The 24,998-nt window shown below is 68.1% G+C and carries 21 protein-coding genes and 1 pseudogene; 6 read left to right on the top strand and 16 right to left on the bottom strand.

Annotated features, from left to right (window positions below):
* Positions 1-42 precede the first annotated feature (42 nt).
* The 3 genes from DDE10_RS10680 to DDE10_RS10670 are packed head-to-tail and all read left to right on the top strand — an operon-like array spanning position 43 to position 4,653.
* Positions 43-1,224, top strand: a complete 1,182-nt coding sequence (locus DDE10_RS10680; protein ID WP_284734583.1) for an aspartyl/asparaginyl beta-hydroxylase domain-containing protein — start codon at positions 43-45, stop codon at positions 1,222-1,224.
* Positions 1,221-2,729 (top strand): putative 2OG-Fe(II) oxygenase, encoded by a 1,509-nt coding sequence (locus tag DDE10_RS10675; protein ID WP_114952767.1) that lies wholly within the window; start codon positions 1,221-1,223, stop codon positions 2,727-2,729. The genes DDE10_RS10680 and DDE10_RS10675 overlap by 4 nt, the downstream gene beginning before the upstream one ends.
* A gap of 40 nt (positions 2,730-2,769) precedes the next feature.
* Positions 2,770-4,653: a tetratricopeptide repeat-containing sulfotransferase family protein gene (locus DDE10_RS10670; RefSeq protein WP_284734582.1), complete on the top strand. Its 1,884-nt coding sequence runs from the start codon at positions 2,770-2,772 to the stop codon at positions 4,651-4,653.
* Between the two features lie 13 nt (positions 4,654-4,666).
* Here the strand turns inward: DDE10_RS10670 and DDE10_RS10665 are convergent, their stop codons facing one another.
* Positions 4,667-5,821: an aspartyl/asparaginyl beta-hydroxylase domain-containing protein gene (locus tag DDE10_RS10665; protein ID WP_162806546.1), complete on the bottom strand. Its 1,155-nt coding sequence runs from the start codon at positions 5,819-5,821 to the stop codon at positions 4,667-4,669.
* An 86-nt stretch (positions 5,822-5,907) separates the two neighbouring features.
* Positions 5,908-8,508 (bottom strand): ATP-dependent chaperone ClpB, encoded by a 2,601-nt coding sequence (clpB, locus tag DDE10_RS10660; RefSeq protein ID WP_114952765.1) that lies wholly within the window; start codon positions 8,506-8,508, stop codon positions 5,908-5,910.
* A gap of 569 nt (positions 8,509-9,077) precedes the next feature.
* On the opposite strand from clpB, the pseudogene DDE10_RS24060 reads away from it, so the two are divergent.
* Both DDE10_RS24060 and DDE10_RS10655 read left to right on the top strand, forming a co-directional pair.
* Positions 9,078-9,722 (top strand): annotated as a pseudogene (locus tag DDE10_RS24060) (hypothetical protein); the annotation flags it as partial.
* Between the two features lie 240 nt (positions 9,723-9,962).
* On the top strand, positions 9,963-12,236 hold the full coding sequence (locus DDE10_RS10655; RefSeq protein ID WP_284734580.1) for a calcium-binding protein: 2,274 nt from the start codon (positions 9,963-9,965) through the stop codon (positions 12,234-12,236).
* A 79-nt stretch (positions 12,237-12,315) separates the two neighbouring features.
* Here DDE10_RS10655 and DDE10_RS10650 read toward each other — a convergent pair whose 3' ends face one another.
* From DDE10_RS10650 to DDE10_RS10610, 9 genes are all read right to left on the bottom strand, one after another.
* Entirely contained in the window at positions 12,316-12,795 is a 480-nt protein-coding gene (locus DDE10_RS10650) for a hypothetical protein (protein WP_114952763.1), read from the bottom strand.
* A gap of 86 nt (positions 12,796-12,881) precedes the next feature.
* Positions 12,882-14,189: an MFS transporter gene (locus DDE10_RS10645; protein WP_114952762.1), complete on the bottom strand. Its 1,308-nt coding sequence runs from the start codon at positions 14,187-14,189 to the stop codon at positions 12,882-12,884.
* A 64-nt stretch (positions 14,190-14,253) separates the two neighbouring features.
* Positions 14,254-15,207, bottom strand: coding sequence for a Gfo/Idh/MocA family oxidoreductase (locus DDE10_RS10640; protein WP_114952761.1), 954 nt, complete (start codon positions 15,205-15,207; stop codon positions 14,254-14,256).
* Between the two features lie 20 nt (positions 15,208-15,227).
* Positions 15,228-16,070, bottom strand: coding sequence for a class III extradiol dioxygenase subunit beta (locus DDE10_RS10635; RefSeq protein ID WP_114952760.1), 843 nt, complete (start codon positions 16,068-16,070; stop codon positions 15,228-15,230).
* A gap of 1 nt (position 16,071) precedes the next feature.
* Positions 16,072-16,479: a protocatechuate 4,5-dioxygenase subunit alpha gene (ligA, locus tag DDE10_RS10630; RefSeq protein WP_114952759.1), complete on the bottom strand. Its 408-nt coding sequence runs from the start codon at positions 16,477-16,479 to the stop codon at positions 16,072-16,074.
* Positions 16,476-17,495 (bottom strand): amidohydrolase family protein, encoded by a 1,020-nt coding sequence (locus DDE10_RS10625; protein ID WP_114952758.1) that lies wholly within the window; start codon positions 17,493-17,495, stop codon positions 16,476-16,478. Before DDE10_RS10625 ends, ligA begins: the two co-directional genes overlap by 4 nt.
* The gene (locus tag DDE10_RS10620; protein ID WP_114952757.1) at positions 17,492-18,385 is read right to left on the bottom strand and encodes an NAD(P)-dependent oxidoreductase; all 894 of its coding nucleotides are present in this window, start codon (positions 18,383-18,385) and stop codon (positions 17,492-17,494) included. Before DDE10_RS10620 ends, DDE10_RS10625 begins: the two co-directional genes overlap by 4 nt.
* Before the next feature lie 55 nt (positions 18,386-18,440).
* Complete coding sequence (locus tag DDE10_RS10615) at positions 18,441-19,667, bottom strand: LysR family transcriptional regulator (protein ID WP_114952756.1); 1,227 nt, start codon at positions 19,665-19,667, stop codon at positions 18,441-18,443.
* 21 nt (positions 19,668-19,688) lie between these two features.
* Positions 19,689-20,957 (bottom strand): MFS transporter, encoded by a 1,269-nt coding sequence (locus tag DDE10_RS10610; protein WP_349356540.1) that lies wholly within the window; start codon positions 20,955-20,957, stop codon positions 19,689-19,691.
* Between the two features lie 233 nt (positions 20,958-21,190).
* Between DDE10_RS10610 and DDE10_RS10605 the strand changes: the two genes are divergently transcribed.
* On the top strand, positions 21,191-22,003 hold the full coding sequence (locus DDE10_RS10605) for a glutathione S-transferase family protein (protein ID WP_284734579.1): 813 nt from the start codon (positions 21,191-21,193) through the stop codon (positions 22,001-22,003).
* Between the two features lie 79 nt (positions 22,004-22,082).
* Here DDE10_RS10605 and DDE10_RS10600 read toward each other — a convergent pair whose 3' ends face one another.
* From DDE10_RS10600 to DDE10_RS10580, 5 genes are all read right to left on the bottom strand, one after another.
* Entirely contained in the window at positions 22,083-22,883 is an 801-nt protein-coding gene (locus tag DDE10_RS10600; RefSeq protein ID WP_114952754.1) for an arylamine N-acetyltransferase family protein, read from the bottom strand.
* A 72-nt stretch (positions 22,884-22,955) separates the two neighbouring features.
* Positions 22,956-23,345, bottom strand: a complete 390-nt coding sequence (locus DDE10_RS10595; protein ID WP_114952753.1) for a VOC family protein — start codon at positions 23,343-23,345, stop codon at positions 22,956-22,958.
* Positions 23,342-23,857 carry a DUF3617 domain-containing protein gene (locus DDE10_RS10590; RefSeq protein ID WP_162806544.1) on the bottom strand — a complete coding sequence of 172 codons (516 nt, stop codon included), beginning with the start codon at positions 23,855-23,857 and terminating at the stop codon, positions 23,342-23,344. Before DDE10_RS10590 ends, DDE10_RS10595 begins: the two co-directional genes overlap by 4 nt.
* 11 nt (positions 23,858-23,868) lie before the next feature.
* Positions 23,869-24,402, bottom strand: coding sequence for a DUF3617 domain-containing protein (locus tag DDE10_RS10585; RefSeq protein ID WP_114952751.1), 534 nt, complete (start codon positions 24,400-24,402; stop codon positions 23,869-23,871).
* 92 nt (positions 24,403-24,494) lie between these two features.
* Positions 24,495-24,971, bottom strand: coding sequence for a DUF3617 domain-containing protein (locus DDE10_RS10580; protein ID WP_162806543.1), 477 nt, complete (start codon positions 24,969-24,971; stop codon positions 24,495-24,497).
* Positions 24,972-24,998 lie beyond the last annotated feature (27 nt).

Below are 24,998 nucleotides of genomic sequence, written 5' to 3'. Positions count from 1 at the left end.
CCCGCCATTTTTCTTTCCGGCCGAACCGGCTAGAAGACAGACGTGAACCACCCAGTCAGTCCTGGCGCCGACACACGCTCGATCGAGGCGGAGGCCGACCGTGCCGCCGCGCGCGGCGATGCGCCCACGGCTCGGCGCCTGCTCGGCCGGTTGACCGAGCTCGATCCGGACCGCCCCGAGCCCTGGCTGAAGCTCAGCGCCATGTGCCGCGCGACCGGCGACCTTCCGGGAGCGCTGGAGGCGGTTTCCGGCGCATTGCGCGTCGATCCGCTCGGCTTCCTGCCGCTGCTCCTCAGGGCGAACATCCTCGAGAATCTCGGGCGTCAGGAGGAAGCCGGCGAGACGTACGGCTATGCCCTGGCCCAGTTGCCCGCGACGGTGCCGGCGCACCTCCAGCCGATGATCGGCCACGCTCGCCAGCGCCATGAGGCGCACATCGCGCAGGGCGCGGCGCGAATGGCCCAGGCGGCCGAGGCGGCCGGATCGGGGCTGTCAGCTTCCGAGCAGGCGCGGCTCGACCGTTTCCAATCGAACATCGTCCGCCGGACCCGGGTCTACCATTCCGAGCCGACCCACTTTCATTATCCGGGGCTTCGCGAGCGGGAGTTTCACGAGCGCGAGGCCTTTCCGTGGCTGGCGGAGCTGGAGGCCTCGACGGCGGCGATCCGCGACGACTTCCAGCGGGTCGTGACGGCCGAGCAGGCGGAGCTCGTTCCCTATATCCAATATCCCGACGACGTGCCCTTGCGGCAGTGGGCGGCCCTCAACCGGAGTCGCGACTGGACGGCGATCCACCTCGTCCAGAACGGGATCGTCATCGAGGCCAATGCCCGCCATTGCCCGGCGACGATGGCCATCCTCGATCGGCTCGAGCAGCCCGACATTCCCCGCCGTGGGCCCAATGCGATGTTCTCTCTGCTCGCGCCGGGGGCGCATATCCCGCCCCATACCGGCGTCGCCAACACGCGCTTGGTCTGCCACCTGCCGCTCATCGTACCGAACGGCTGCTGGTTTCGGGTTGGCGCCGAGACCCGGCCGTGGCGGGAAGGGGAGGCTTGGGTGTTCGACGACACCATCGAGCATGAAGCCGCCAACCCGAGCGGCGCGCTCCGGGTCATCCTCATCGTCGATACCTGGCATCCAGATCTTTCCCCGGCCGAACGCGTTGCCGTCGCCGCGGTGATGGCTGCGACCGACCCGATCGACGCCGCGGAGGGGCTGTGAACGCGCACGCGCACTGGCTGCTGGAGCATGCCGACCCATCCGACGCCGCTGCGGTGGCCAAGGCGATCCAGGCGGCGCTGAAGAGCGGTCTTGCCGCGCAGGCGGTCCCGATCGGGGAGGCGGGCACGGCGCGACACCCGCACGACCCGCGCCTGTGGCATCTGCTCGGCCTCGCCTATCGCGGCGCCGAGGATCTCCAGCAGGCGATCGAGGGCCTCGATCGTGCAGCGGTTCTCGCTCCCGCCGATCCCGCCATCGCTCATGCCGCCGCACGCAGCCGGCTCGAGGCCGGCCTTCCGGCGATCGACGCGTTCGAGCACGCGCACGCGCTCGCCCCTGATGACGGCGGCATTCGACAAGGCCTCGCGGCCGCTCTGTTCGCCGAAGGCCGTCTCGACGACGCCATCCGGATGCTCGAGGCGCAACTCGGCGCCGAGCCGGGCTGGATGGAAGGCCATGCCACTCTGGCCAGGTTGCGCTGGATGCGCGGCGAGCGCGATAGTTTCGTCGCGAGCTACGAAACGGCGCTGGTCCGCGATCCCGGCAACCTCGCCTTATGGCGCGCGCTGGTCGAGACGCTGATGCATGCCGAGCTCTACGAGCCGGCGCTGGCGGCGGTCGGCCGCGCCCGCGCCGGTATGGGCGATCATCCTATGCTCGATGCCCTCGAGACCGTCAGCCTTGCCGAGAAAGGCGAGACCGATGCCGCCGACGGGGCCTTCGCCCGGCTCGGACCGATCGAGCATGTCACGATGGCGACGCGTTACATGCGCCACCTGCTTCGCGCCGGCCGCCCGGTCGAGGCGGCCGCTTTCGCCGAGCCATGGATCGCGCGGGATCCCGGGCATCTTCTCGTTCCCTATCTCTCGGCCGCCTGGCGGCTGACCGGCGACCGCCGCTGGGCGTGGCTTGAAGGCGATCCGCGCTTCGTCGGCGTCTACGACATCGGCGACCGGCTCCCGTCTCTGGACGCCCTGGCCGTGCGGCTGCGCGGCCTGCATCTCGCCCTCCACCATCCGCTCGAGCAGTCGCTGCGTGGCGGCACCCAGACCGACGGTCCGCTCTTCTCTCGAATCGAACCCGAGATCCGGGCCCTGCGGGACATCATCGTCGAGACGGTCGAGCGCCATGTCGCCCAGCTGCCGTCGCCGCGCCCTGGACATCCGCTCCTGATCGCACGACGCGCGCCGATCGGCTTCGCCGGCTCCTGGTCTGTTCGCCTCACAGGCGAAGGTTTTCACATCAACCACGTCCATCCCGCCGGGTGGATCAGTTCCGCTTTCTATGTCGCGCTCCCGGATGGGCTCGGCGGCGATGAGCATGCCGGCTGGCTCACCCTCGGCGAAGCGACCGAGCTCGGGCTGGAGCTGCCGCCGATCCGCCTGATCGAGCCCAAGCCCGGCCGCCTCGTGCTCTTTCCCTCCACCATGTGGCACGGCACGCGCCCGTTCCCGGCGGGCGAGCGGCTGACGGTCGCCTTCGACGTCGCCCGCCCGCCGCAATGAGCGCGGCGAAGCCAATTCCCCCTTCGAAGAGGTTCACGACTTGAGCACAGTCCCCGTCCAGCCACCCGAAGCCCTCTTGCCCGCTCTTGCCTGCCTGCGCCGCGGCGACATGGCCGGCGCGCGCTCCGCCGCCGATGCGGCGCTTTCGGCGGAGCCGGATTCGCGCGAGCTGCTCGAATTCTCCGGGCTGCTCGCGATCCAGGCCGGCGATGCCGCGGCCGCTGCCGGCTATTTCCGGCGTCTCAATTCCATCTCGCCCGCCGATCCCGCGGCTCGGCTCAACCTGGCCAATGCGCTCGCCGCCGCCGGCGATCTCGACGAAGCCGGGTCGCTCTGCGAGGACGCCGAGGGCGATCCCCGGCTGCTGCGGCTGCTCGGCTATGTGCGTCATCGCCAGGACCGGCTGGACGAAGCGATCGCGGCCTATGATCGTGCGATCGCGATCGACCCCGCGGACTTCGAGGCGTGGAACAATCTCGGCAATGTCCGCGCCGCCGCCGGCGACCTTTCCGGCGCGATCGCCGCCGTCCAGAAGGCGATCGAGCTGCGTCCCGACGTCCCCCAGATGTACCTCAACCTCTCCGACATGCTCGGCCGCGCCGAGCTCCACGAGTCGCGCCAGGCATTGATGCGCACGCTCGCCGAGACCGCGCCGCCCGACCCCGTCCTGTTCACCGAGCTCGGGCTGGCGGAAGTCGCGGCCCGCGATTTCGCTTCCGGCGAACGGGCGTTTCGCGAAGCGCTCCGACTAGACCCGCGCCATACCGCCGCCTATCTCGAGCTCGGCCTACTTCTCGACAGCCTGAACCGCATCGACGCCCTCGAATCGCTGGTGGCGGAGGCCGGGCGTCGGGGGCTCGACGGAGCCGAGATCGGCTTCATCAAGGCCTGGGCGCTTCGTCGTCGCGGGCGGTTCGCCGAGGCTCAGGCGCTGGCGGACGCGACCCCCGCGACCGTCAATCCCCGGCGCCGGGCGCAGTTGCAGGCCGAGATACGAGACCGGCTCGGCGATACCGACGGCGCCTTCCGGGCCTATGCCGAGATGAACCGGGCCGGCGCCGAGGCGACGCCGCCGCCGCCGGGCCCCAGCTACCGCGAAAGCGTCGCCGCGGAAGCGCGGATGCTGACCGCGGACTGGGTGGCGAGCTGGAACCCGGCCGACGTCGACCGCAATCGCCCGGCGCCGATCTTCATCATCGGCTTCCCGCGGTCGGGAACGACCCTGCTCGACACCTTGCTGATGAACCTGCCCCAGCTGCACGTGCTGGAGGAGATGCCGGTCCTTCGCACCGTCTGGGCGGAGGTCGGTGAGATCGAGCGGCTGGCCGGGCTCGACGGCGGCGAGGCTTCGAGGCTGCGCGCCCGCTATTTCGAGGCGCTCGAGGAGGTATCCCCGGCGCAACCGGGCCAAATCGTCGTCGACAAATATCCGCTGTCGATGGCGCGCGCGCCGCTGATCCACCGCATCTTCCCCGACGCGAAGCTGGTCCTGTGCGAGCGCCATCCCTGCGATGCGGTGCTCAGCTGCTTCATGGCCAATTTCGACCTGAACTATGCGATGCGCAGCTTCGTCGATCTCGAGGAGGCCGCGCGGACCTATGACGCCGTCTTCGATCATTGGACCCGGGCGCGCACCCTGCTGCCGCTCGCGGTCCACGAGGTCCGCTACGAGCGCCTGGTCGAGGATGCGGAGGCCGAGTTGCGGCCGCTGCTGGATTTCCTCGGCCTGCCCTGGGACGCCGCGGTCCTCGACAATGAGGGCGCCGCCGCGCGGCGCGACCATATCCGCACGGCCAGCTACGCCCAGGTGACCGAGCCGATCTACCAGCGCTCCGTGGGCCGCTGGCAGAGCTATCGCCAGCAAATGGAGCCGGTGCTCCCCCTTCTGGCGCCGTGGGTTGAGCGCATGGGCTACGAGATCTGATCGGCACGCGCGGTCAAGCCGGCTTGGCCCGCTCCTTTCCGTAGGCGTCGATCGCTCCGAACAGAGCATCCATCGCCCGGCGCTCGGGCTCGCTCAGCTCCGGGCGCCAGATGTCGAACAGCAGGATGACGCGCAGGTCGCCGCTCGGGTTGAAGGCCTCGTGCTCGATGCTGTCGTCGAACACGAGCAGCTGGCCTTCCTCCCAATGGCGGGTCTCACCGCCTACGCGGAGCCAGCAGCCGGCCGGGACGACCAGCGGAAGGTGGCAGATCAGCCGGGTGTTGAGCATGCCGTGGTGCGGCGGGATCCGCGTGCCCGGGCGAAGCAGCGAGAACAGGACCGATGGCGTGCGCGCGCCCATCCGCGTCATCGGGACCGATTCGAGGGCGGCGACGGTGCGAGGACAACGCGCGGCATTCTCCTCGACGATCGCGCCGTCGCGCCACAGGTAGAAGGCGCTCCAGCGCGGATCGCCGGTCATGCCGTGAAAATCGCGGAAGGGCCGTCCCTTCTCCTGCTCGACATAGGGACGGAAGTCGGCGCCGTCGTTGATCAGCGCGACGAGCTCGGCCTTGATCGCCTCGGTCTCGGCTTCGAGCCTTGCCGACCAGGCGAAGTCGCTGCGTTCGTAATAGGCCTTTTGCGGCAGGCCGGGCAGGTAGAAGACGGACGGCCGCTGCCGCTGAAGCGACGCGGGTCTGCGGCCGAACAGGATGTCGAGCGCTTCCCGGAAGCGCGGGCCCGAGCGCTCGGGATCCGCGCCGCGGGCGACCAGCGCGTCGGCCAGATAGCGCTGATAGGCGTTGCCCGCGTCCTGGACGCGGCCGGCGGCGAGACGAAGCGGCTCTGCCAGATAAGGCGGAACCGGTCCCGATGTCCGCGCGGCGGCGAGTGCGGCCTGATAGAAGGTTGTCGCCGCCCGCTGGTCGCCGCGCCGATCATGCGCTTGCGCGCGCATCAGCAGCCCCTCGACATGACGCGGCTCGGTAGCGAGAAGCGCGTCGAGGGCGGCCGCTTCGCCCGGCTCGTCGCCCATCGCCCGGCAGGCGCGGGCGAGCGCCAGCCGGGTCGATGGATCGGCGCGGCCGGCGGCGATCAGCGCGTCGAGGGCGGCCCGCGCCCCGGCGGCATCGCCGCTGCGGATCGCAGCCGCCGCTTTGGCCTCCAAGCCGTCCTCTGCCTCGCTCCCGCTCCCCATTGCCCCGGAGACTAGGTCATTCCCGCGCCGGCGAGAAGCGGGGGATGGGCGCCGCGTCAGGCGGCCTGCCGCTCCTCGCCCGTCCCCAGCACCAGCGCGCCGTCGCCTTCCTCGATCCGCACCGTCTGGCCGTCGCGGACGTCGCCGCGAAGGATCGCGTCGGCGAGCGGGTCCTGCAGATATTTCTGGACCGCCCGCTTGAGCGGCCGTGCGCCGTAGACGGGATCATAGCCGACGCGGCCGAGCCACGCCCGCGCGCCGTCGGTGAGATCGAGCGTGATCTTGCGGTCCTTGAGCAGCCCCTGCACCCGGCCGACCTGGATATCGACGATCGGGCCCATATGCTCGGCGGCGAGGCGGTGGAACAGGATGATCTCGTCCAGCCGGTTCAGGAATTCCGGACGGAAATGCGCCCGGACCACGTCCATCACCTGCGGCTCCACCTCCTCGACCGGCTGGCCGTCGGCAAGGCCGGTGAGGAACTGGCTGCCCAGGTTCGACGTCAGGATGATGATCGTGTTGGTGAAATCGACGGTGCGGCCCTGCCCGTCGGTGAGGCGGCCGTCGTCGAGCACCTGGAGGAGCACGTTGAACACGTCGTTGTGGGCCTTCTCGACCTCGTCGAACAGCACCACCTGGTAGGGCCGGCGCCGCACCGCCTCGGTCAGCACGCCGCCTTCCTCATGGCCGACATAGCCCGGGGGCGCGCCGATCAGCCGGGCAACGCTGTGCTTCTCCATGAATTCCGACATGTCGATCCGCACCATCGCCTGGGGATCGTCGAACAGGAACATGGCGAGCGCCTTGGTGAGCTCGGTCTTGCCGACGCCGGTCGGGCCGAGGAAGAGGAAGGAGCCCATCGGCCGGTTCGGGTCCTGGAGTCCGGCCCGGGCGCGGCGGATGGCGCGGCTGACCGCGTCGACCGCCTCCTTCTGCCCGATCACGCGTTTGCCGAGCGCCTCCTCCATGGCGAGCAATTTCTCGCGCTCGCCTTCGAGCATCTTGTCGACCGGGATTCCGGTCCACCGCGAGACCACGCCGGCAATGTCTTCGCTGGTCACCTCTTCGCGGAGCATCGCCGCGCCGCTCGCGGAGGCCGCCTCGGCAAGCTGCTTCTCGAGGCCCGGAATGACGCCGTAGGACAGCTCGCCGGCTCTGGCGAGGTCGCCGCCGCGCTGGGCCTGCTCGAGCTGGAGCCGGGCCGCGTCGAGCTGCTCCTTGATCTTCGCCTCGGCGTTGATCTTGTCCTTCTCCGCCTGCCAGCGCGTCGTCAGAGCCGCCGACTGCTGCTCGAGATTGGCGAGCTCCGTCTCGAGGTTCGCCAGCCGCTCCTTCGAGGCCAAATCGGTTTCCTTCTTCAGCGCCTCGCGCTCGATCTTGAGCTGGATGATCCGCCGGTCGAGCGTCTCGATCTCCTCGGGCTTGCTCTCCACCTCCATCCGGATGCGCGAGGCCGCCTCGTCCATCAGGTCGATCGCCTTGTCCGGCAGGAAGCGGTCGGTGATGTACCGGTTGGACAGGGTCGCCGCCGACACGATCGCCGAGTCGGTGATCCGAACGCCATGGTGCAGCTCGTATTTCTCCTTCAGCCCGCGCAGGATCGAGATCGTGTCCTCGACCGTCGGCTCGCCGATGAAGACCGGCTGGAAACGCCTCTGCAGCGCCGGGTCCTTCTCGACATGCTTGCGATACTCGTCGAGCGTGGTCGCGCCGATGCAGTGCAGCTCGCCGCGGGCCAGGGCCGGCTTCAGCAGGTTGGACGCATCCATCGCGCCCTCGCTCTTGCCCGCGCCGATCAGCGTGTGCATTTCGTCGATGAACAGGATGATGTCGCCCTCGGCCTGCTTGACCTCGTCGAGCACCCCCTTGAGCCTCTCCTCGAACTCGCCGCGATATTTCGCGCCGGCGATGAGCGAGCCCAGGTCGAGCCCCATCAGCCTCCGGTCCTTCAGGCTGTCGGGGACGTCGCCATTGGCGATACGCAACGCCAATCCCTCGGCGATCGCGGTCTTGCCCACGCCCGGCTCGCCGATCAGCACCGGATTGTTCTTCGTGCGGCGCGCGAGGATCTGGACGGTGCGCCTTATCTCCTCGTCGCGGCCGATGACCGGATCGAGCTTGCCGTCGCGGGCCGCCTGGGTGAGGTCGCGCGCGAACTTCTTGAGCGCGTCGTAGCGGTCCTCGGCCGACGCCGTGTCGGCGCTGCGCCCGCCGCGCAGCTCGTTGATCGCGGCGTTGAGGGCGTCGGCCTTGAGCCCGGCATCGGCCAGCGCCTTGCCCGCCGCCGTGTTCGGCGACAGCACCAGCGCCAGCAGCATGCGCTCGACGGTGACATAGGAATCGCCCGCCTTGGACGCGATCTGCTCGGCCTGATCCAGCACCCGGACGGTCTCGCCGTCCAGCGCCGGGGTCGCCGAGCTGGCGCCGCTTCCGGTGACGGCGGGAATCTTGGTCAGCGCCTCGTCGGTTTCGCGGCGCGCCGCCTCGGCGCTGCCGCCGGCGCGGGCGATCAGGCCGGAAGCCATGCCCTGCTCGTCCTCGAGCAGGGCCTTGAGCAGGTGGGTCGGCGCGATCCGCTGATGGTTCATCCGCAGCGCCACGGTCTGCGCCGCCTGCAGGAAGCCGCGGGCGCGGTCGGTGAATTTCTCGAGGTTCATGGTCTCGTCTCAGCCCCTTCTGGTCATGCACCCAGCATGTAGTGTTGCACTTTGGCAACACAAGGCCCGACTCGATGAGCCAGCGCGGAGAAATCGGGTCCGTCTGTTTCGCGCCGCAAGCGCCTTGCTGTCCACCGGCTTTGCGATGAGACGGCCGGCTGGGATGGACCCAGCGGTCGTCAGCCCGGGCGGTTGTGACCCGATTGTTCGTGTATCTCCGCAATCGGCGGCCGATGAACGCGCTGTAGCGATCGGTGCGTGATCATCTTGCAAAGCCAAGTATCGATGTGCGCAGCCTGCCGCTTCATCATTAGTTAGAGAACAGTGATCCGCCCGGCTAATAGATCTTGAGAGAACCAAACAACGACCACTCTGTCTCTTATATTTCGGCATTCATGTCACGAACACTTTGATCTAGACTGCGAGCGCGACAGTCAAGTATTGCAAAATAGTGCATGCTTCCGGTAACAAGCACACTCATGCCAAAGTCGAGACCGCCTCGCTTCTCACGCTTGCGCATGAAATCGGCTCCTGCCAAGTAAACCGTACATGGGAGGGAGATTCTCAAAATGACGACGTCCAAGTCGAATGCCGCTTCCGGTCAAGGAGCATGGGCCGGCCTGCGCACCGTCAGGGGCAGCAACGGCGACGACCGACTCGTCGGCACCGGCCGCGACGAGCTTTTCATTCCGCTTCTCGGCCACGATCGAGTCGACGGCCGCGGCGGCCGCGACGCCTTGCTGGTCGACTATGGTATGGTCGCGCCAGGCGATCCGACCACGTCGTCGATCGAATCGTCCGGCGGATCGTTCGATGGCACGATCAGGTCGAGCGGCGCGGCGAACCAGGTCTCGTTCCGGAATATTGAGGATCTGTGGGTCGGCTTCGATGACGGCGACAATCTCGTCCGGCTCGACGGGGCCGCGCTTGCCGGCAAGACCAGCATCGCGCTCGATGGCAATGGCGGGGTCGACACCTTGGTCGCCGATTTCGGCGCGCTCGCCGGCGCGACGGTCTTCCGCCTCGTCGCCGGCCCGATCGTCGTCGGTAACCGCGGCACCTATGCCGATTTCGAGAATTTCGAGCTGACGCTGGGGAACGGCGCGGACCAGGTCGAGCTCGGCGCCGGCGATGACGTCGTCCTTGGCGGCGGCGGCAACGACCATCTCGACGGAGGCGGCGGCAACGACCGGCTGGTCGGCGGCTTTGGCCGCAACTTGTTGGCGGGCGGCGCCGGAGACGACATACTCGTCTCGACAAGCGACGACACGGTCCGCGGCGGCAGCGGCAACGACACCTGGGTCGGCAGCTTCGCCAACTCCAGCCGGGCTCTGATCTTCAGCTTCAACGGCGCCACCGGCGCCGGCTCGCTCAGCAATGGGGCATACCTCACCGGCATCGAGAATCTCGAGCTCGAGACAGGCTCGGGCAATGACAGGTTCACGCTGACCAACGTGCAAGGCTCGGCGTTCATTGATGCAGGAGGCGGCGTCGATAGCCTGACCGTGCGGAACACCGGCGTGAACGAGTTCCTGCCGTCCCACTTCTCGAGCATCCGTTCCGACGACGCGGCCGGTCTCGCCGGCAACGTCGCCGGACTCGACCTCGGCTTCACGGCTTTCCGCGGCATTGATCGCCTGACCTATACGGCCGGTAATGACCACGACCAGGTCTTCGTGGATGTCGCGGCCCTGCTCGGCGGAGCAAAGCTGTGGGTCGACGCGGCGGGCGGTTCGGACACGCTGGTTCTCGACCTCCTGGCCTTTTCAGAAACGCGGTTCATCGTCGCTCCGAACGGCACGATCTCCGGAAACCTCCCGGGCACCTATCGCAACTTCGAGTCCTTCTCGCTGACTCTCGGTAACGGCGCCAACGTCGTGACCACCGCTGCCGGCGACGATACGATCGAAGGCGGCGACGGCAACGACCGGCTGAAGACTGGCGACGGCAACGACTTCATTCGCGCCGGCGCCGGCGTGAATTTCGTCGATGCAGGCGGCGGCGACGATATCATCTTTTCCGCCGGACTCGACACCATCGATGGTGGCGACGGCTACGACACTTGGAGCGGCGACTACGCGTCCGTCACCGAGGACATCACGGTCATCGTCGGCGCCGGCGCCGGGACGATTTCGAACGGCGTCAGCTTCGTCGATGTCGAGATCGCGGGCATCGCGCTCGGTTCCGGGAACGACGTGATCAACGTTACCGGCCCGGCGAGCCTGAACGTCTCTGCCGGCGAAGGCACGGATACGCTGACGGTGGATTATTCGCTCAGCGAGGGTGAGGGCTTCGCCAACATCGACAGCGAGGAAGGCCGCTTCATCGGCAGCCTCTGGACGAGCGAATCCACCACGGCCTTCGACGGCGTCGAGCATCTTGCCTATATCGGATCGGCCGGCGACGATATCTTCGTGGTCGATCCGGCGGCGCTGGCTTCGGGCGCCACGCTTTCGCTCAACGGCGCAGCGGGTCACGACTGGCTCGACATCGACTTCACGACATTCGCCCAGATCAATTTCGTCGCTGACGACGCCGGGAACGTCACGAGCAATGTTGGCAGCTTCGGGAGCTTCGAAAGCTTCACCGTCCGGACGGGCGACGGCGATGACCATATCGTCACGGCCTCAGGAAACGATGTCATTGCCAGCGGACTCGGCACCAACTTCCTGAGCAGCGGCGCGGGGGACGACCAGATATCGAGCGGCGGCGTGGATGTCGTCGACGGCGGTGACGGCTTTGACGCCTGGACCCGTATCGTGGACGCGGCGAGCTCAGAGGGGCTGACCTTCAACTTTGACGGAAATTCCGGCACCCTGTCCGACGGTACTCAACTCACGAATATCGAGACGGTCAGCCTCACGACCGGCTCGGGCGACGACGTCGTCAACATCAGCGGTGCGGCGTTCGGGTTCTTCGGCGGGGGTGCCGGGATGGACAGCTTCACCGCTGATTTCTCCGGGACCACGCAGGACGAATTCCAAGACTATTCCGAGTTCATCTTTTTCTTGGGGACGCTAACCGGCCTCATCAATGGGCAGAGCTCGATGGGCGAGTTCGAGGATGTGACCGTCGTGGCAAGCGACGGAGACAGCCGATTCGCCGTGGAATTCCGCGAGCTGCTTCCGGGCATCACCCTGGACCTCGACGGCGGGTTGGGAACCGATACTCTGCTTCTCGAAGCTGGCTCCCTTTCCGACGCCATCGTCTTCATCGTCGAAAGCGACGGCACGGCAAACAGCAATCTCGGCCTCGAGGTTGCGAGCGTTGAGAATTATTCCATTACCGGCAGCACGGGCAACGACGTCATCGTCACCGGCACTGGCGACGATTTCGTGTTCGGCGACGCAGGAGACGATGTGTTGGCCGGCGGCGCGGGTGCCGACGATCTCTACGGGTCGACGGGCGCCGACACCTTCCTCTTCCAGTCCCTAGCCGATTTCGGACAGGGCATCCTGCGTGACGCCATCCAGGATTTCTCGTCGGAGGAAGGCGATCTGATCGACCTTGCCGGCGTCGACGCCGATGCCGGCACCGCCGGAGATCAAGCCTTTGCCTTCATCGGCGACGCGGCGTTCAGCGGCAGCGGAACGGGCGGTGAGCTCCGTTACGAGACAGACGGCGTGCGAAGCCTTGTTCAGGGCGACGTGGACGGCGACGGCGTTGCCGACTTCACGCTGTTCGTGGACAACGTCCAAAGCCTCTCCGCTGCGGATTTCATACTATAGCCAGTCGATCGGCGGCAGGCGGATCGAGCACGAGGCCGGCGCCTTCATCGCCTGCCACTGCCGCTAGTGGTCGCCGGGATCAGATCGCCGGCGCCGCCGGGGGCGCGCAGCCGCGCGCCGCACCGAGGCCCTTGAGATAGGCGCGGCGGATCGATCCGGCATGGATCGCCGCCTCGACGCGCTGCTCCTGACGGTCGGCGCCGCTCACCACCCGCACCAGCCCCAGGCCCGGGATGATGGCGCTCATCGCCGCTCGCGTCGCGGCGGCGGCCACGGCGGCGCCACGCCCCGGCTCGGTGCCGGGCGCGTCCGCGTCCGGCCCGAGCGCGGCGTCCAGCTGCCGGATTTCGGCACCGATCGGGGCACAGCCGCCGAGGCCTTGGGCAGAATAAGGGGCGGCGGCGGCTCGCTGGAGCGCCTCTGGGATGCGGTCGTCGACGAGGCGCGTGTCGCGCAGCGGCTGGGTCGCCGCGCTCTCCACCGGCGATCGGTCGTTCGGATTGGTGGCGCAGGCCGGCAGCGCCAGCAGAAGAGCCGGCCATGGCAGGATCGTTCTCATGTCATCCCCCGCTGGATGGTTCGAGGGATCCACTCTTCCACAGCCGGCGGGGGAAAGGAAGTTTCGGCTACGTATCGAAACCGCGATCAGGCGCGCGCCGCCTCCGCCCGCGGCATCCGGAGCGCGAAGATGGCCACGGCCGCGAGCAGCGATCCGGCCGCCATCGCCATCGCCACGCCGGACAGGCCGTAGCCGGCCGCGAACAGGAAACCGGCGACGACCGGCCCCAGAGCGGCGCCGCCGCGGCCGGTGCCGATCGCGAAGCCGGTGCCGCCGGCGCGAAGCTCGGTCGGGAAGGATTGGGCGAACAGCGCATAGAGGCCGACGATGACGGCGTTGGTGAAGAAGCCCGCGACCGCGGTCACCAGAGCGAGCTGGGTGAGGTCGGGCTGCACCCGGCCGAACACGGTGACCATGATGGCGGAGATGACCAGGAAGGTGATGATCAGCGGCTGCAGCCGGATCTTCTGGGTCAGCAGCCCGAACAGCAGCGCCCCGAGCGCTCCGCCGACATTCGCCCAGACCAGCACGCCGCCGGCCGAGGAGGGAGCGAAGCCCATGTCGACGACGATCTTGGGGATCCACTTCAGCACGAAATAGAAGGTCATGATGTGGAGGAAATAGGCGATGGTGAGCAGGATCGTCAGCCGCGCCATGCCCGGCGCGAAAAGCCGCGCCATCGAGGCCTTGGGCGAATCGGGCTCGGGGTCGGGCAGGCGCTCCACCGGCGGATGACCCATCCGCCCCAGCGTCCGGTTGACCCGGGCGAGGGCGTCCGCCGGCCTCTTGTGGATCAGGAACTCGATCGATTCCGGAAGCATGAACCAGACGAGCGGGATGAAGGCGACCGTCACCAGTGCGCCGAACACGAAGACGGCCCGCCAGTCGTAGGAAGCGAGCAGCATCGAGGCGACCGATCCGCCGAGGACGGCGCCGATCGGGTAGCCGGCCGCCATCAGCGAAACGGCGAGCGCGCGGCGCTTGCGGCTCGAGAATTCGGCGGTCATCGCGTTGATCGCCGCCAGCATGCCGCCGATGCCGAGGCCGGTGAACAGGCGATAGGCCGACAGGATCACGACATCGTCGGCGGTCGCCGCGAGCAGCATTCCGGCCGACATCACCACCAGGCAGCCCAGGATCATCGGCCGGCGGCCGATCCGATCGGCGACGTTGCCGAGCAGCACCGATCCGATCGCCATCCCGATCAGCTCCATCGCCAGGACGATGCCGAGCGCGGCGCGGTCTATTCCCCATTCCGCCGCGATCCCGGGCGAGGCGAAGCTGATCGACAGGACGTCGAATCCGTCGAGCGCGTTGAGGGCGATGCACAAGGTGACCGCCGCGATCTGGAACCAGCCCATCGGCCGCGAAAGGATCGTTTCACGCGGATCCATCAGGCCTGTCCTCCCTCCCCATGCGCCGGTCTGGTCTTGCGTCCGGTCGCGTTCCGAAGCTGCTTCAATCGCGCTGCGTCTTCAACTGCTCGTCGAGCTGTCCCAGCACCTGGTAGCAGGGGAGCACCTGGGCGACGCTCGAACTGGGCTCCCGGCCCTCGCGGATTGCGGCGATGAACTCGCGGTCCTGCAGCTCGATGCCGTTCATCGACACGTCGACCTGGCTGACGTCGACCGGCTCTTCCTTGCCGGTGACGAGGTCGTCGTAGCGCGCGATGTAGGTGCCGTTGTCGCAGATGTAGCGGAAGAAGGTGCCGATCGGCCCGTCATTGTTGAAGCTCAGCGACAGGGTGCAGATCGCGCCGTTCGCCGCCTTGAGCTGGATCGACATGTCCATGGCGATGCCGAGCTCCGGATGGTGCGGCCCCTCGACGGCGTGGGCGGCGACGATCGGCGATCCCGCCTGATAGGCGAACAGGTCGACCGTATGCGCGGCATGGTGCCAGAGCAGGTGATCGGTCCACGATCGCGGCTCGCCCTTCGCGTTGATGTTCTTGCGGCGGAAGAAATAGGTCTGCACGTCCATCTGCTGGATGGCCAGTTCGCCGGCGGTGATCCTTTTGTGGACCCACTGGTGCGACGGGTTGAATCGCCGGGTGTGGCCGCACATCGCCACCAGTCCCGTCTCCTTCTGCTTCGCCACCACCGCTTCGGCGTCGGCGAGGCTGTCCGCGAGCGGGATCTCGACCTGGACGTGCTTGCCCGCTTCCAGGCATTGCAGCGCCTGGGCGGCGTGGATCTGGGTCGGCGTGCACAGGATCACCGCGTCGACATCGTCTCGCGCGAGCGCGTCGCCGAGCTCGGTGGAGACATGGCCGATGCCATATCGGTCCGCGACCTTCTGCGTCGCCTCGAGCGTGCGGCCGACCAGCGAGACGACCTCGACGCCGTCGATCTTGTTGAGGCCGTCGAGATGTTTCTCGCCGAACGCGCCGGCACCGGCCAGGGCAATCTTCACGTCAGTCTCCTTGCTTCCGGTCAGGCGACCGGCTCCAGCACCATATGGCCGACCGCCGTGTTGCTCGCCGGCACGTGATAGTGGCGATGCAGCTCCTTGATCTTGCCGCCGAGGGCGCCGCGCATGATCAGCCACATGACCAGCTCGATCCCTTCCGATCCGGCCTCGCGCAGATATTCGATGTGCGGCATCCTGCGCAGCCGCTCCGGATCGGCGGTGAGATCGTTGAGGAAGGCGGTGTCGAATGCCTTGTTGATCAGGCCCGCGCGCGGCCCCTGAAGCTGGTGGCTCATGCCGCCCGTACCCCAGATCTGGACGTTGAGATCCTCGGGGAAGCTGTCGACCGCGCGCGCGATCGCCTCGCCGAGCATCCAGCAGCGGTTGCCGGAGGGCGGCGGATAGGTGACGACGTTGACCGCCAGGGGCACCACCTTGACCGGCCATTGCTCGACCTGGCCGAACATCAGCGACATCGGCACAGTGAGGCCGTGATCGACCGCCATCTCGTTGATGATGGTCATGTCGAACTCATCGAGGATGCAGCATTGAGCGATGTGCCAGGCGAGATCGGGGTGGCCGATCACGGGCGGGATCGGCCGGGGTCCCCAGCCCTCGTCGGCGATCGGGAATTGCTCGGCGGCGCCGATCGCGAAGGTCGGGATGATCTTCATGTCGAAGGCGGAGGCGTGGTCGTTATAGACCAGGATGACGACGTCCGGTTTCTCCTCCTTCTCCCACTCGCGGGTCCATTCATAGCCCGCGAAGACCGGCTTCCAATATTCCTCGGCCGTCTTGCCCAGGTCCATCGCCGCGCCGACCGCGGGGATGTGGCTGGTGGTGACCCCGGCGGTGATGCGCGCCATCTCAGCGGCCCTCCTTGATCGAACGATTGCCTTCGGGCGAACGGCCTCCGCCGATCATCATCGCGGCATATTCCTCTTGGGTCATTCCGGTCATCGAGCCCGCGGCGAACTGGAAGCTCTTGCCGTCGGTCGAGAACAGCTTGGCGAGGAAGTAGATGTTGCCGCCCAGGTCGAGCATGCGGTTGTAATCGCGGGCGAGCACCGCTTCCTTCTGGTCGTCGGTCAGCGGCCATTCCTCGAGATAGGCGTTCTCGTCCTTCTTGAACCGCTCCCTGTTCTCCGCCTTCATCAGGCTCATCGCGAACTGGTTGAGATGATAGCCCTGCCGCGCCCGGCGCGCCGTGTAGACGCGGGTGCCCGGAATGTCGTCGAACTCGGCGAGATACTCATGGATATTCCGAGGCGTCACAGGCCTCTCTCCTTCAGCTGTCGGTCGAGGCGGGGGAAGACCCGCCGGGCATTGCCCTCGTAGATCTGGCGGCGCTGCGCCTCGGTCAGGTCGAGGGCGTCGATATAACGCTTGGTGTCGTCGAAATAGTGTCCGGTTTGCGGATCGATGCCGCGCACGGCGCCGACCATCTCCGATCCGAACAGGATATTGTCCAGGTCGATCACCTCGAACAGCAGGTCGATGCCCGGCTGGTGATACACGCAGGTGTCGAAATAGACGTTCTTCATGACGTGGCCGTCGAGCGGCGGCTGGCCGAGCATGTCGGCCAGGCCGCGATAGCGGCCCCAATGATAAGGCACGGCGCCGCCGCCATGGGGAATGATGAACCGCAATTCGGGAAAGTCGGCGAACAGATTGCCCTGGATGAGCTGCATGAAGGCGGTGGTGTCGGCGGAGATGTAATAGGCGCCGGTCGCGTGGAAGGCGGGATTGCAGCTCCCCGACACGTGGATCATCGCCGGCACGTCGAGCTCGACCATCTTCTCGTAGAAGGGGTACCAGGCCCGGTCGGTGAGCGGCGGCGCGCTGAAATGGCCGCCGGAGGGATCGGGATTGAGGTTGCACCCGACGAATCCCAGTTCGTTCACGCAGCGCTCGAGCTCGGCGATGCTGTTCTCGACCGGCACGCCCGGCGATTGCGGCAGCATGCAGACGCCGACGAAGACATCGGGATAGAGGTCGATGCAGCGCCTGATGAGGTCGTTATTGTGCCGCGCCCAGGCGGCGGAGACCTTCTCGTCGCCGATATGGTGGGCCATCGCCGAGGCGCGCGGGCTGAACAGGGTCATGTCGGCACCGCGCTCGCGCAGCAGGCGCAGCTGGTTCTTCTCGAGCGTCTCCCTGATCTCGTCGTCCGACAGCGCCGGATAGGGCGGCGGCGCCGCGCCGGCCTTGAACGCGGCCTTCTGGGCGTCGCGCCATTCGTTGTGCGGCGCCGGCGCGGTCGTGTAATGGCCGTGGCAGTCGATGATCATGCCGCCTCCCGCTGGCGTTTCGCGAGCGCGCCGAGGAGGCGCTCCGCCTTGAGATCGAAACCCTCGGCGGCCTCGAGGCCGAGCGCGCCGATACGCCGCTGGCTCGCCGAAATGGCCTCGGCCATGTCGCTGGGCAGGTCGAGATCGGCCAGGGTCAGGGCGACCTCCTCCATCTCGGCGGCGCGGCGCACGCCGTGCACCATCATCCGGTCGAGATTGTAATCGGTCCGATCGAGCCAGCCGCCTTCCTTCCAGCTCGCGTCGAGCGACGCCGCCACCTCGTCCGCCACGCCGGCCCGGGCGCAGGCGAGGAAGCACTCGGCGGTCAGCGCCTCGATCCCCTTCACCATCACCGATCGCAGCATCTTGATCGTCGAGGCGCGCCCCACGGCTTCTCCGGCCGGGCGCGGCGAGAAACCGACGGCCTGCAGCCGCGCGCAGATTTCCTCGACGTCGGGGCTGCTCACCAGCAGCGGCACCGACAGCCGCTTGGGCAGCACCGGCGCCATCACCGCGACGTCGGCATAGACGGCGCCGGCCCCCTCGATGACCGCCGCGGCCCGCCGCTTGGTAGCGGGCGCGACGCTGTTGAAGTCGCAATAGAGGGCGCCGGGCCGGATCGATCCGGCCGCCTCCGCCGCGGCGGCGATGGCCTGGTCGGCGGTGACTACCGAGATGACGATGTCGGCCGAAGCGAGCGCCTCCGCCGGCGTGGCGGCGCCGTCGATGCCGAGGCGGCGATAGGCTTCCCGCATGGCCGGCGCGGCGGCGGGGTCGGTCGTCTTGATGTCGTAGGCGCGGACGTGGACGGTGCGGGCGAGACCTTCGGCGAAGGCCGTTCCCGCCTCGCCGAAGCCGATCAAGCTGATCCTGTTGGCTTCGTCCGGCATGGCCGAACGGCTAGCGGGGAGGGCGTCGGAGCGGCAAATCCGAACGTCGGAGCGGCTATTCGATTCCCCTTAGTGTGGAATCGACGGCCATGTCGCGAAGCAAGGCCATGAAGGCGGCCTGGGCGGGCGGCGGCCGCCAGCCGGCGCGGGTCGTCAGTCCGATCGGCCGGCGCGTCTCCTCGATCGCGCCGCTGATCGCGACCAGGCTGCCGGCAGCGAGATCGTCGCGAATCTGGTTGGGGGACAACAAGGTGAGGAACTCGCCTTCGCCGAGCAGCACGCGGATCGTCGCGACCGAGCCGCAGGTGACCGGTGCCGGCGGGGCGGCGAGGCCGCGGCTCTCGAACAGCCGCCGCCACAGCTGTCGAAGCGGCGTGCCCGGCCGGGCGATGATCCAGGGATATTCGATCATCCGTTCGATCGGCGGACGACCGGCGCCGGCGAGGGGATGGTCACGCCCGGCGACGATCGCCAGGCGGTCGTCGAACAACGCCTCCTGCTCGACGTCGGGGCCGGGCAAGGGCTGGCGCAGCGCCCCGATCAGGAAGTCGAGGCGGCCGTCGCGCAGGCGCTCGATCAGCTCGCCGTGCGGCCCCTCGACCACCTCGATCTGCGCGCTCGGGCGCAGCCGGTGGAAACGTGCGATCGAAAGCGGCAGCAGCCGCGAGCGAGCGAGCGGCATCGCCCCGATCCGGATCCGGCCGGTGTCGATCCCGGCGAGCGCGTGGAGCTCGTCGAGCGCCGATTCGATCTCGTTGAGCGCGAGGCTGAAGCCGCGCGCGAGCCGTTGGCCGGCTCCGGTGAGGCGGACGCCCCGTCCGCGCCGCTCAACGAGGGTGACGCCGCTCAGCCGCTCGATGTCGCGCACGGCCCGGTGGAGCGATGGCTGGGTGAGCTTGCTTTCCTGGGCGGCGGCGACGAAGCTCCCGGCGGCGGCGAGGGCGAGCAGGGCCCTGACCTGGCTCATCGTCACCAGATTCTCGGTGCCCCGGAAGCCGCTGCGCGAGGCGCTGCGGATCGCCTCGAAGGCGGAGCTCATCGCCGCGCCGGCAATGTCGATCCGGTCGGCGAGGCGGGTACCCGCCTCGGTCGGGCTCATGCCCGATGCGCCGCGGTCGAACAGCCTGAGGCCCAGCTGCGATTCCAGCTTGGCGATGCCCTGGGTGAGCGCCGGCTGCGACAGCGCCACCTGGGCGGCCGCGCGACTGATGCTGCCGCAGCGGCGGATCGCCGCCGCAGCGCGCAGATGGCGCAGGTTGAGGTCGAACGGGCCGAGGGTCACGGCCGCGGCCTTAGCAGATTCTCAAGGGGCGGAAGCAGCCCGCGTCACGCTGATCCGTTCGAGACGCGCCACCTCTTCGGCATAGGGCCGCATGCCGCGCGAGATCGCCCACACCGCGAGTGGCAGCAATCCGCCGGCGACGAGCGCCATCGAGATCCACAGGTTGGCGTCGCCGCCGACGAGGCCGGTGACGATCGGAATGAAGCTCGCCCCGAGCGCGCCGAAGACGGTGAACATGAACAGGTAGAGGGCGGTGACCTGGCCGCGCATCTCGTTGGGCGTGACCGTCTGGATGGCGACGTTCTGCGGCACCGCCGCCGCGATCCCGAACACGCCGGCCAGCGATCCGAACACGATCGCGAGCTCGCCCGTCGGCATGAACGGCGACAGCACCGAGAAGGGCACGGCGATGGCGAAGACGATCGCGGTGGTCCGCACCGGCGCGTCCCTGTGGCGCTTCGACAGCCTTTCGGTGAGCCAGGTGCCGAAGATGACGCCGACGGGCATGGCCACGAAGAAGGTGAGTCCGCTCCAGGCGCCGATCTGCTCGGGCGTCCAGCCATAGGTGCGCATCATGAAGGGCGCCCGCCAGGCGGCCAGGCCGCCGGCTTCGAGCGCGCTCAGCGCCAGGCCGAGGAACAAGGGGAAATAGACGCGGCGCCGGGCGCCGATCTCGGAGAGGACGGCGCGGATCGGCAGCGCCTTGCTCTCGCTCACCTTGCCGCGCCGCGGCGGCTCGGGAATCATGAAGATGCACAGCGCCAGCAGCATTCCCGGCGCGCCGATCGCGATCAGAACCCATTGCCAGTTGCGGATGACGAGCGGGCCGAATTGGGTTGGATCCCACCCGGCGACGTAGCCGAGCATGAGCCCGCCGAGGATGGCGCCGAGACCGTTGCCGAGGATGAAGCCGAGCTGGAGGAAGGCGATGGCGCGGGCGAGGCGCTTCGGCGGGAAATAGTCGGCGAGCATCGAATAGGTGCCCGGCGCATGGGCCGATCCGCCGACGCCGACGAACATCCGGCTGGCGAAGAACTGGCCGTAGGACTGGACGACGCCGCCGGCGGCGGTCATGCCGCTGGTGACGAGCAACCCGCAGCCCAGCACGGTCGTGCGGCGGTAGATGTCGACCAGCCGCGCCAGCGGGATTCCTACCACCAGGTAGAACATGATTCCCGCCGGGCCGAGCAGCAGGCCGAGCTGGGCGTCGGTCAAGCCGAAGTCGCGCTTGATGAGCTCGGCGGTGAGCTGGAAGACGGCGACGTCGAAGAAGTTCATCATCGTCGCCAGCGTGAGCAGGACCAGGGCGATCTAGGCGAGCCTGCGCGACGGCCAGCTCTGCGCCGGCGGCTCGCCCGTCTGGGCCGCGTCCACCGGAATCTCGCCGCCAGCGCCCGCCATCGTCGCCATCGCCCGATCCTCTCCCTGCCGCCGGCTTTTCGCCGTGCGGGACGCGATTCACGGATGCCAATTCACCACGAAAATTGTAAGCGCACCATATCAAATCTGCGGGGAGAGGCGCGGTGGGCGAGACGATCCTGACCATGTACCATATTCCGGGCTGCCCCTTCTCGGAGCGGGTCGAGATCCTGCTCGAGCTGAAGGGCCTCCACGCGATCATGGCGGATGTCGAGATCGACATCTCGAAGCCCCGTCCGGACTGGCTGCTCGCCAAGACCCGCGGCACCACCGCGCTTCCCGCGCTCGAGCTCGACAATGGAGAGACGCTGAAGGAGAGCCTGGTCATCATGCGCTATCTCGAGCGGCGCTTTCCCGAACGGCCGGTGATGCAGGCCGATCCCTATCGCGGCGCCGTCGAGGGGATGCTCGTGGCCATGGATCAGGTCACCGGTGCCGGCTATCGGATGATCCTCAACCGAGATCCGGCCAGGGCCGAGGCGATGCGTGGCGAGGTCGACGGCCACTGGGCCAGGCTCGACGAGTTTCTCGGCTATCACAGCCCCGACCGCGATTTCCTGTTCGAGGAATTCGGCTGGGCCGAGGCCTGCTACGCGCCGATGTTCAAGCGGCTCTGGTTCCTCGAATATTATGAGGATTACGCGATCCCGTCGGCCTGCGTCCGCGCGCGGCGCTGGCGCGACGCCTGCGTCGCTCATCCGGCCGCGCGGCACCATGGCTTCGAGGAGCTGATCAAGCTCTATTACGATTATAGCCGCGGCGCCGGGAACGGGGCGATCCCGGAGGGTCGCACTATCTCCAGCTTCACCCTCGATCCGCACTGGTCGGCGCGGCCGATGCCGCGGAAGGGGGGCAAATGGGAGAAGGGGGCGACGGACGCGACGGACGCCGAGCTCGGCCTGGTGGCGGCGGACTGATATCGAAGCCGCGCAGATGCGTCGCCGGCTCTTCCGGTGGTTGCCTTGCTGCTGATCGCCGGCCGAACGCGCGCGGCCCTCAGAACAGTCCCAGTGCGGCCACGTCCTCCGGCTCGAGGTCCAGCCGGAAGATCTCTGCCAGCACCCGCCGGTAATCGTCGGCGTCGGCGATCTCGCGGCTCTCGGACCGCCCCTTGCGGCTCGTCGTCAGCACCCGGTCGATCATCGACACATAGCCTTGCGGCGTCGGCGCCGAGGCGATGCGCAGGGTGGTGAAGCGCGTCCCCGGCCGGGTGGCGGTGAAATGGTTGGCCGCCTCGAGATCCGCCGGCCAGACCGGCTCGAGGCCGAAGCTGTACTGGCGCTGCCATCCGTCGCCGCCGTCGCGCTCCAGCGTCCAGCCATGGTCGGAATCCTCGATCACCCGGTGGCGGGCGCCGTCCGCAGTCTCCGCCTGCTCGCCTGCGCCGAGCCGCATCGGCGGCACGAACGATCCGCCGAAGCCGACATCGACCAGCAGGATCTCGCCGTCCAGCGTGAACAGGTTCAGCGTGTGGGTGCGCGGCGGGACGCCTTCCGCGGCCAGCCAGACCCGGCCGAGCACCGGCCGCGCCTCGAATCCGATCGCCCGCGCCATCTCCAGGAACAGGCTGTTCTGCTCGAAGCAATAGCCGCCACGTCGACCGGTGACGAGCTTCCGGTGCAGCCGATCCGGCTCGAGCGAGATCCCGCGGCCGAGCGGGATGTCGAGATTCTCGAAGGATATGGCGAAACGGTGGGCGCGGTGGAGCGCGTCCAGCGTCGGCCGGTCGGGGCGGGGGGCGCCGCCGAACCCGATCCGTTCCAGATAGGTGGCAAGCTGGTCCGAAATGTAGGTCATGCGGCCTGATAGCGAGCGCGGCGGCCGAGCGCGACGATCTCGCGCGTCGTTTCCCCGATGACGCTGAAGGGGCTAGGCCGGACCGATCCGGAAGCAACAGAATTTGTTGCCCTCCGGGTCGCGGAAATAGGCGCCGTAAAAGGCCTGCGGCCCTTCTCCGCCACGGACGCCGGGGCCGCCCTCGTCGCTGCCGCCGAGTTCCAGCGCCTTGGCATGGAAGGCATCGACCTTCTCGCGCGCATCCATGACGATCGCCACCATGCAGCCATTGCCGACGGTCGCCGGCTCGCGGTTGTAGGGCGGGGTCACGGCGACACCCGGGCTGCCCCAGCCGGTGCCGTAGAGCGTGAAGCCGTTGTCGAACTCCATCAGCCGCTTGCCGCCGATCGTGCCGAGCAGCGCGTCGTAATAGGCCCGCGCCTTGTCGATGTCGTTGGTTCCGACCGTCACGTAACCGATCATCCCTCGCTCCCTTCCTCGCATGCGCCGATCCGCCGGCCCCGCGCCCGGATCTGCAATGTCATCCGAACCTCGCCTTCCGGCATCGGGCTCTCCATCACCATGCGCAGGTCATAGCCTTCGGGCCCGTAGCGGCCGTCCATCTGCGCCTGTGCATCGGGGCAGGTCATCTCGCCGCGCATGCGCCCGTTCTCGACCGTGAAGCGCCGGTAGGCGCAGTCGCTGTCGGCGCGGACGGCCAGGAAGTTCGCCTCCGGCCGTTCGGCCTGAGCCGGGGTGATGCAATGGCGCATCTGCCGGCGCGGCCCGATCATCCGGTTTCGCACTTCTCGCGGCAGGCCCGGCGCGCTGACCTCGACGACCTCGCTGGTCAGCTCCCACAGGCCCGGCTCGATCCGCATGCCGGCCAGCTGGTCCGCCACTTGCTCGGCACTCATGTCCGACGGATCGGCCCGGTCCCCGCATCCACCCGTCGCAATCAGCGCGGCGATGAGGAACGGCGCGGCCGGCCGCACGGCTCCTGCCCTCAACCTGCCTGGTTGGCCGTCTGGGCATTGCTCTGGTTGTCGCCCTCCGCCTCCGGCACGCATTCGCCGGTGCGGCGGCCGGTGACATGCAGGGTGAGCTCGACGTCGCCGTCGCCCGCGAGCACCGTCCGCATCTGGCGATCATATTCCAGCGTACCGTCCTCGAAATCGCCGCTGACGGACATCGGCACCGATCCGGCCAGCCCTTCGCGGGTGCATTGCAGCGTCACGTTCACCCGCCCGTTGCGCACATAATAATTGTCGTAGCGGCACTCGTAGCCGGGACCGGCGAACAGGGCGGTCGGCGCCTGCGATCCGGCGGGGACGCAGACGCTCTCCGTGGCTCGGGTGCCCTGGGGCGTGTCGATCGCCGGCTCGCCCTGGTCGACCGTCCGGAAGGCGGTAACCTCGGTGGCCAGCTCCCATTGACCCTCCGCCAGGCTGGCGGCCCTTGCCGCCGTCTTGTTCTCCTCGGCTGGGCTGCCGCCGCAGCCGGCGACGAGTAGCAACGGAATGAAAGCCATGAAGCGCATTCTTTCCTCCCCCTTTGTTGTCCGAGGAAGGGTAACGCGTTGGAAGCTTCCTGGCCATATGCCGTCGCGCGCCGCCGGCCGCGGCCGAGAATTCAGGTCGTGCTCGGGCAGTCGCCGATGCGCCGTCCGGTCGTCCTCGCCTCCATCTCGATCGACATTCCCGCCTGCTGGGTGCGGATCTGCTGGTTCATCTGCATCGTCGTCGGCGTGAATTCGCCGCTCAGGGTCATCTCCATGTTGGCGCCCTGCTGGCTGCACTGAACCGTCCCGCTGATCCGTCCGTCGGCGAACTGCATGTTGGTCGAGCTGCAGCCGCTCTGGCCGCCGGACAGCAGGTCGGCGCCCGGGCGGGATGCTTCCTGCTCGGTCATGCAATGACGGACGGTCTGCGGCGGCGGCAGCGGCATCTGCGTCCCCTGCGGCAGGTTGGGCGCGTTCACCCGGATCATCTCGGTGGTCATTTCCCACTGGCCCGCTTCGAAAGTGCCGCCGCCGGCGCTCCCGGCTCCCCCGGTGCCGCCACAGGCGACGAGCGCAAGCGCGGTCATCGGCACGAAAAATGCTCTCATGGGATTTCCCCTTTCCGCTTCGGACGT

The sequence above is a fragment of the Sphingosinicella terrae genome, from assembly GCF_003347635.1.
Lineage (GTDB): Bacteria > Pseudomonadota > Alphaproteobacteria > Sphingomonadales > Sphingomonadaceae > Allosphingosinicella > Allosphingosinicella terrae.
The sequence above is the reverse complement of the archived record's forward strand: the minus strand, read 5'-3'. Positions and strand labels throughout refer to the sequence as shown.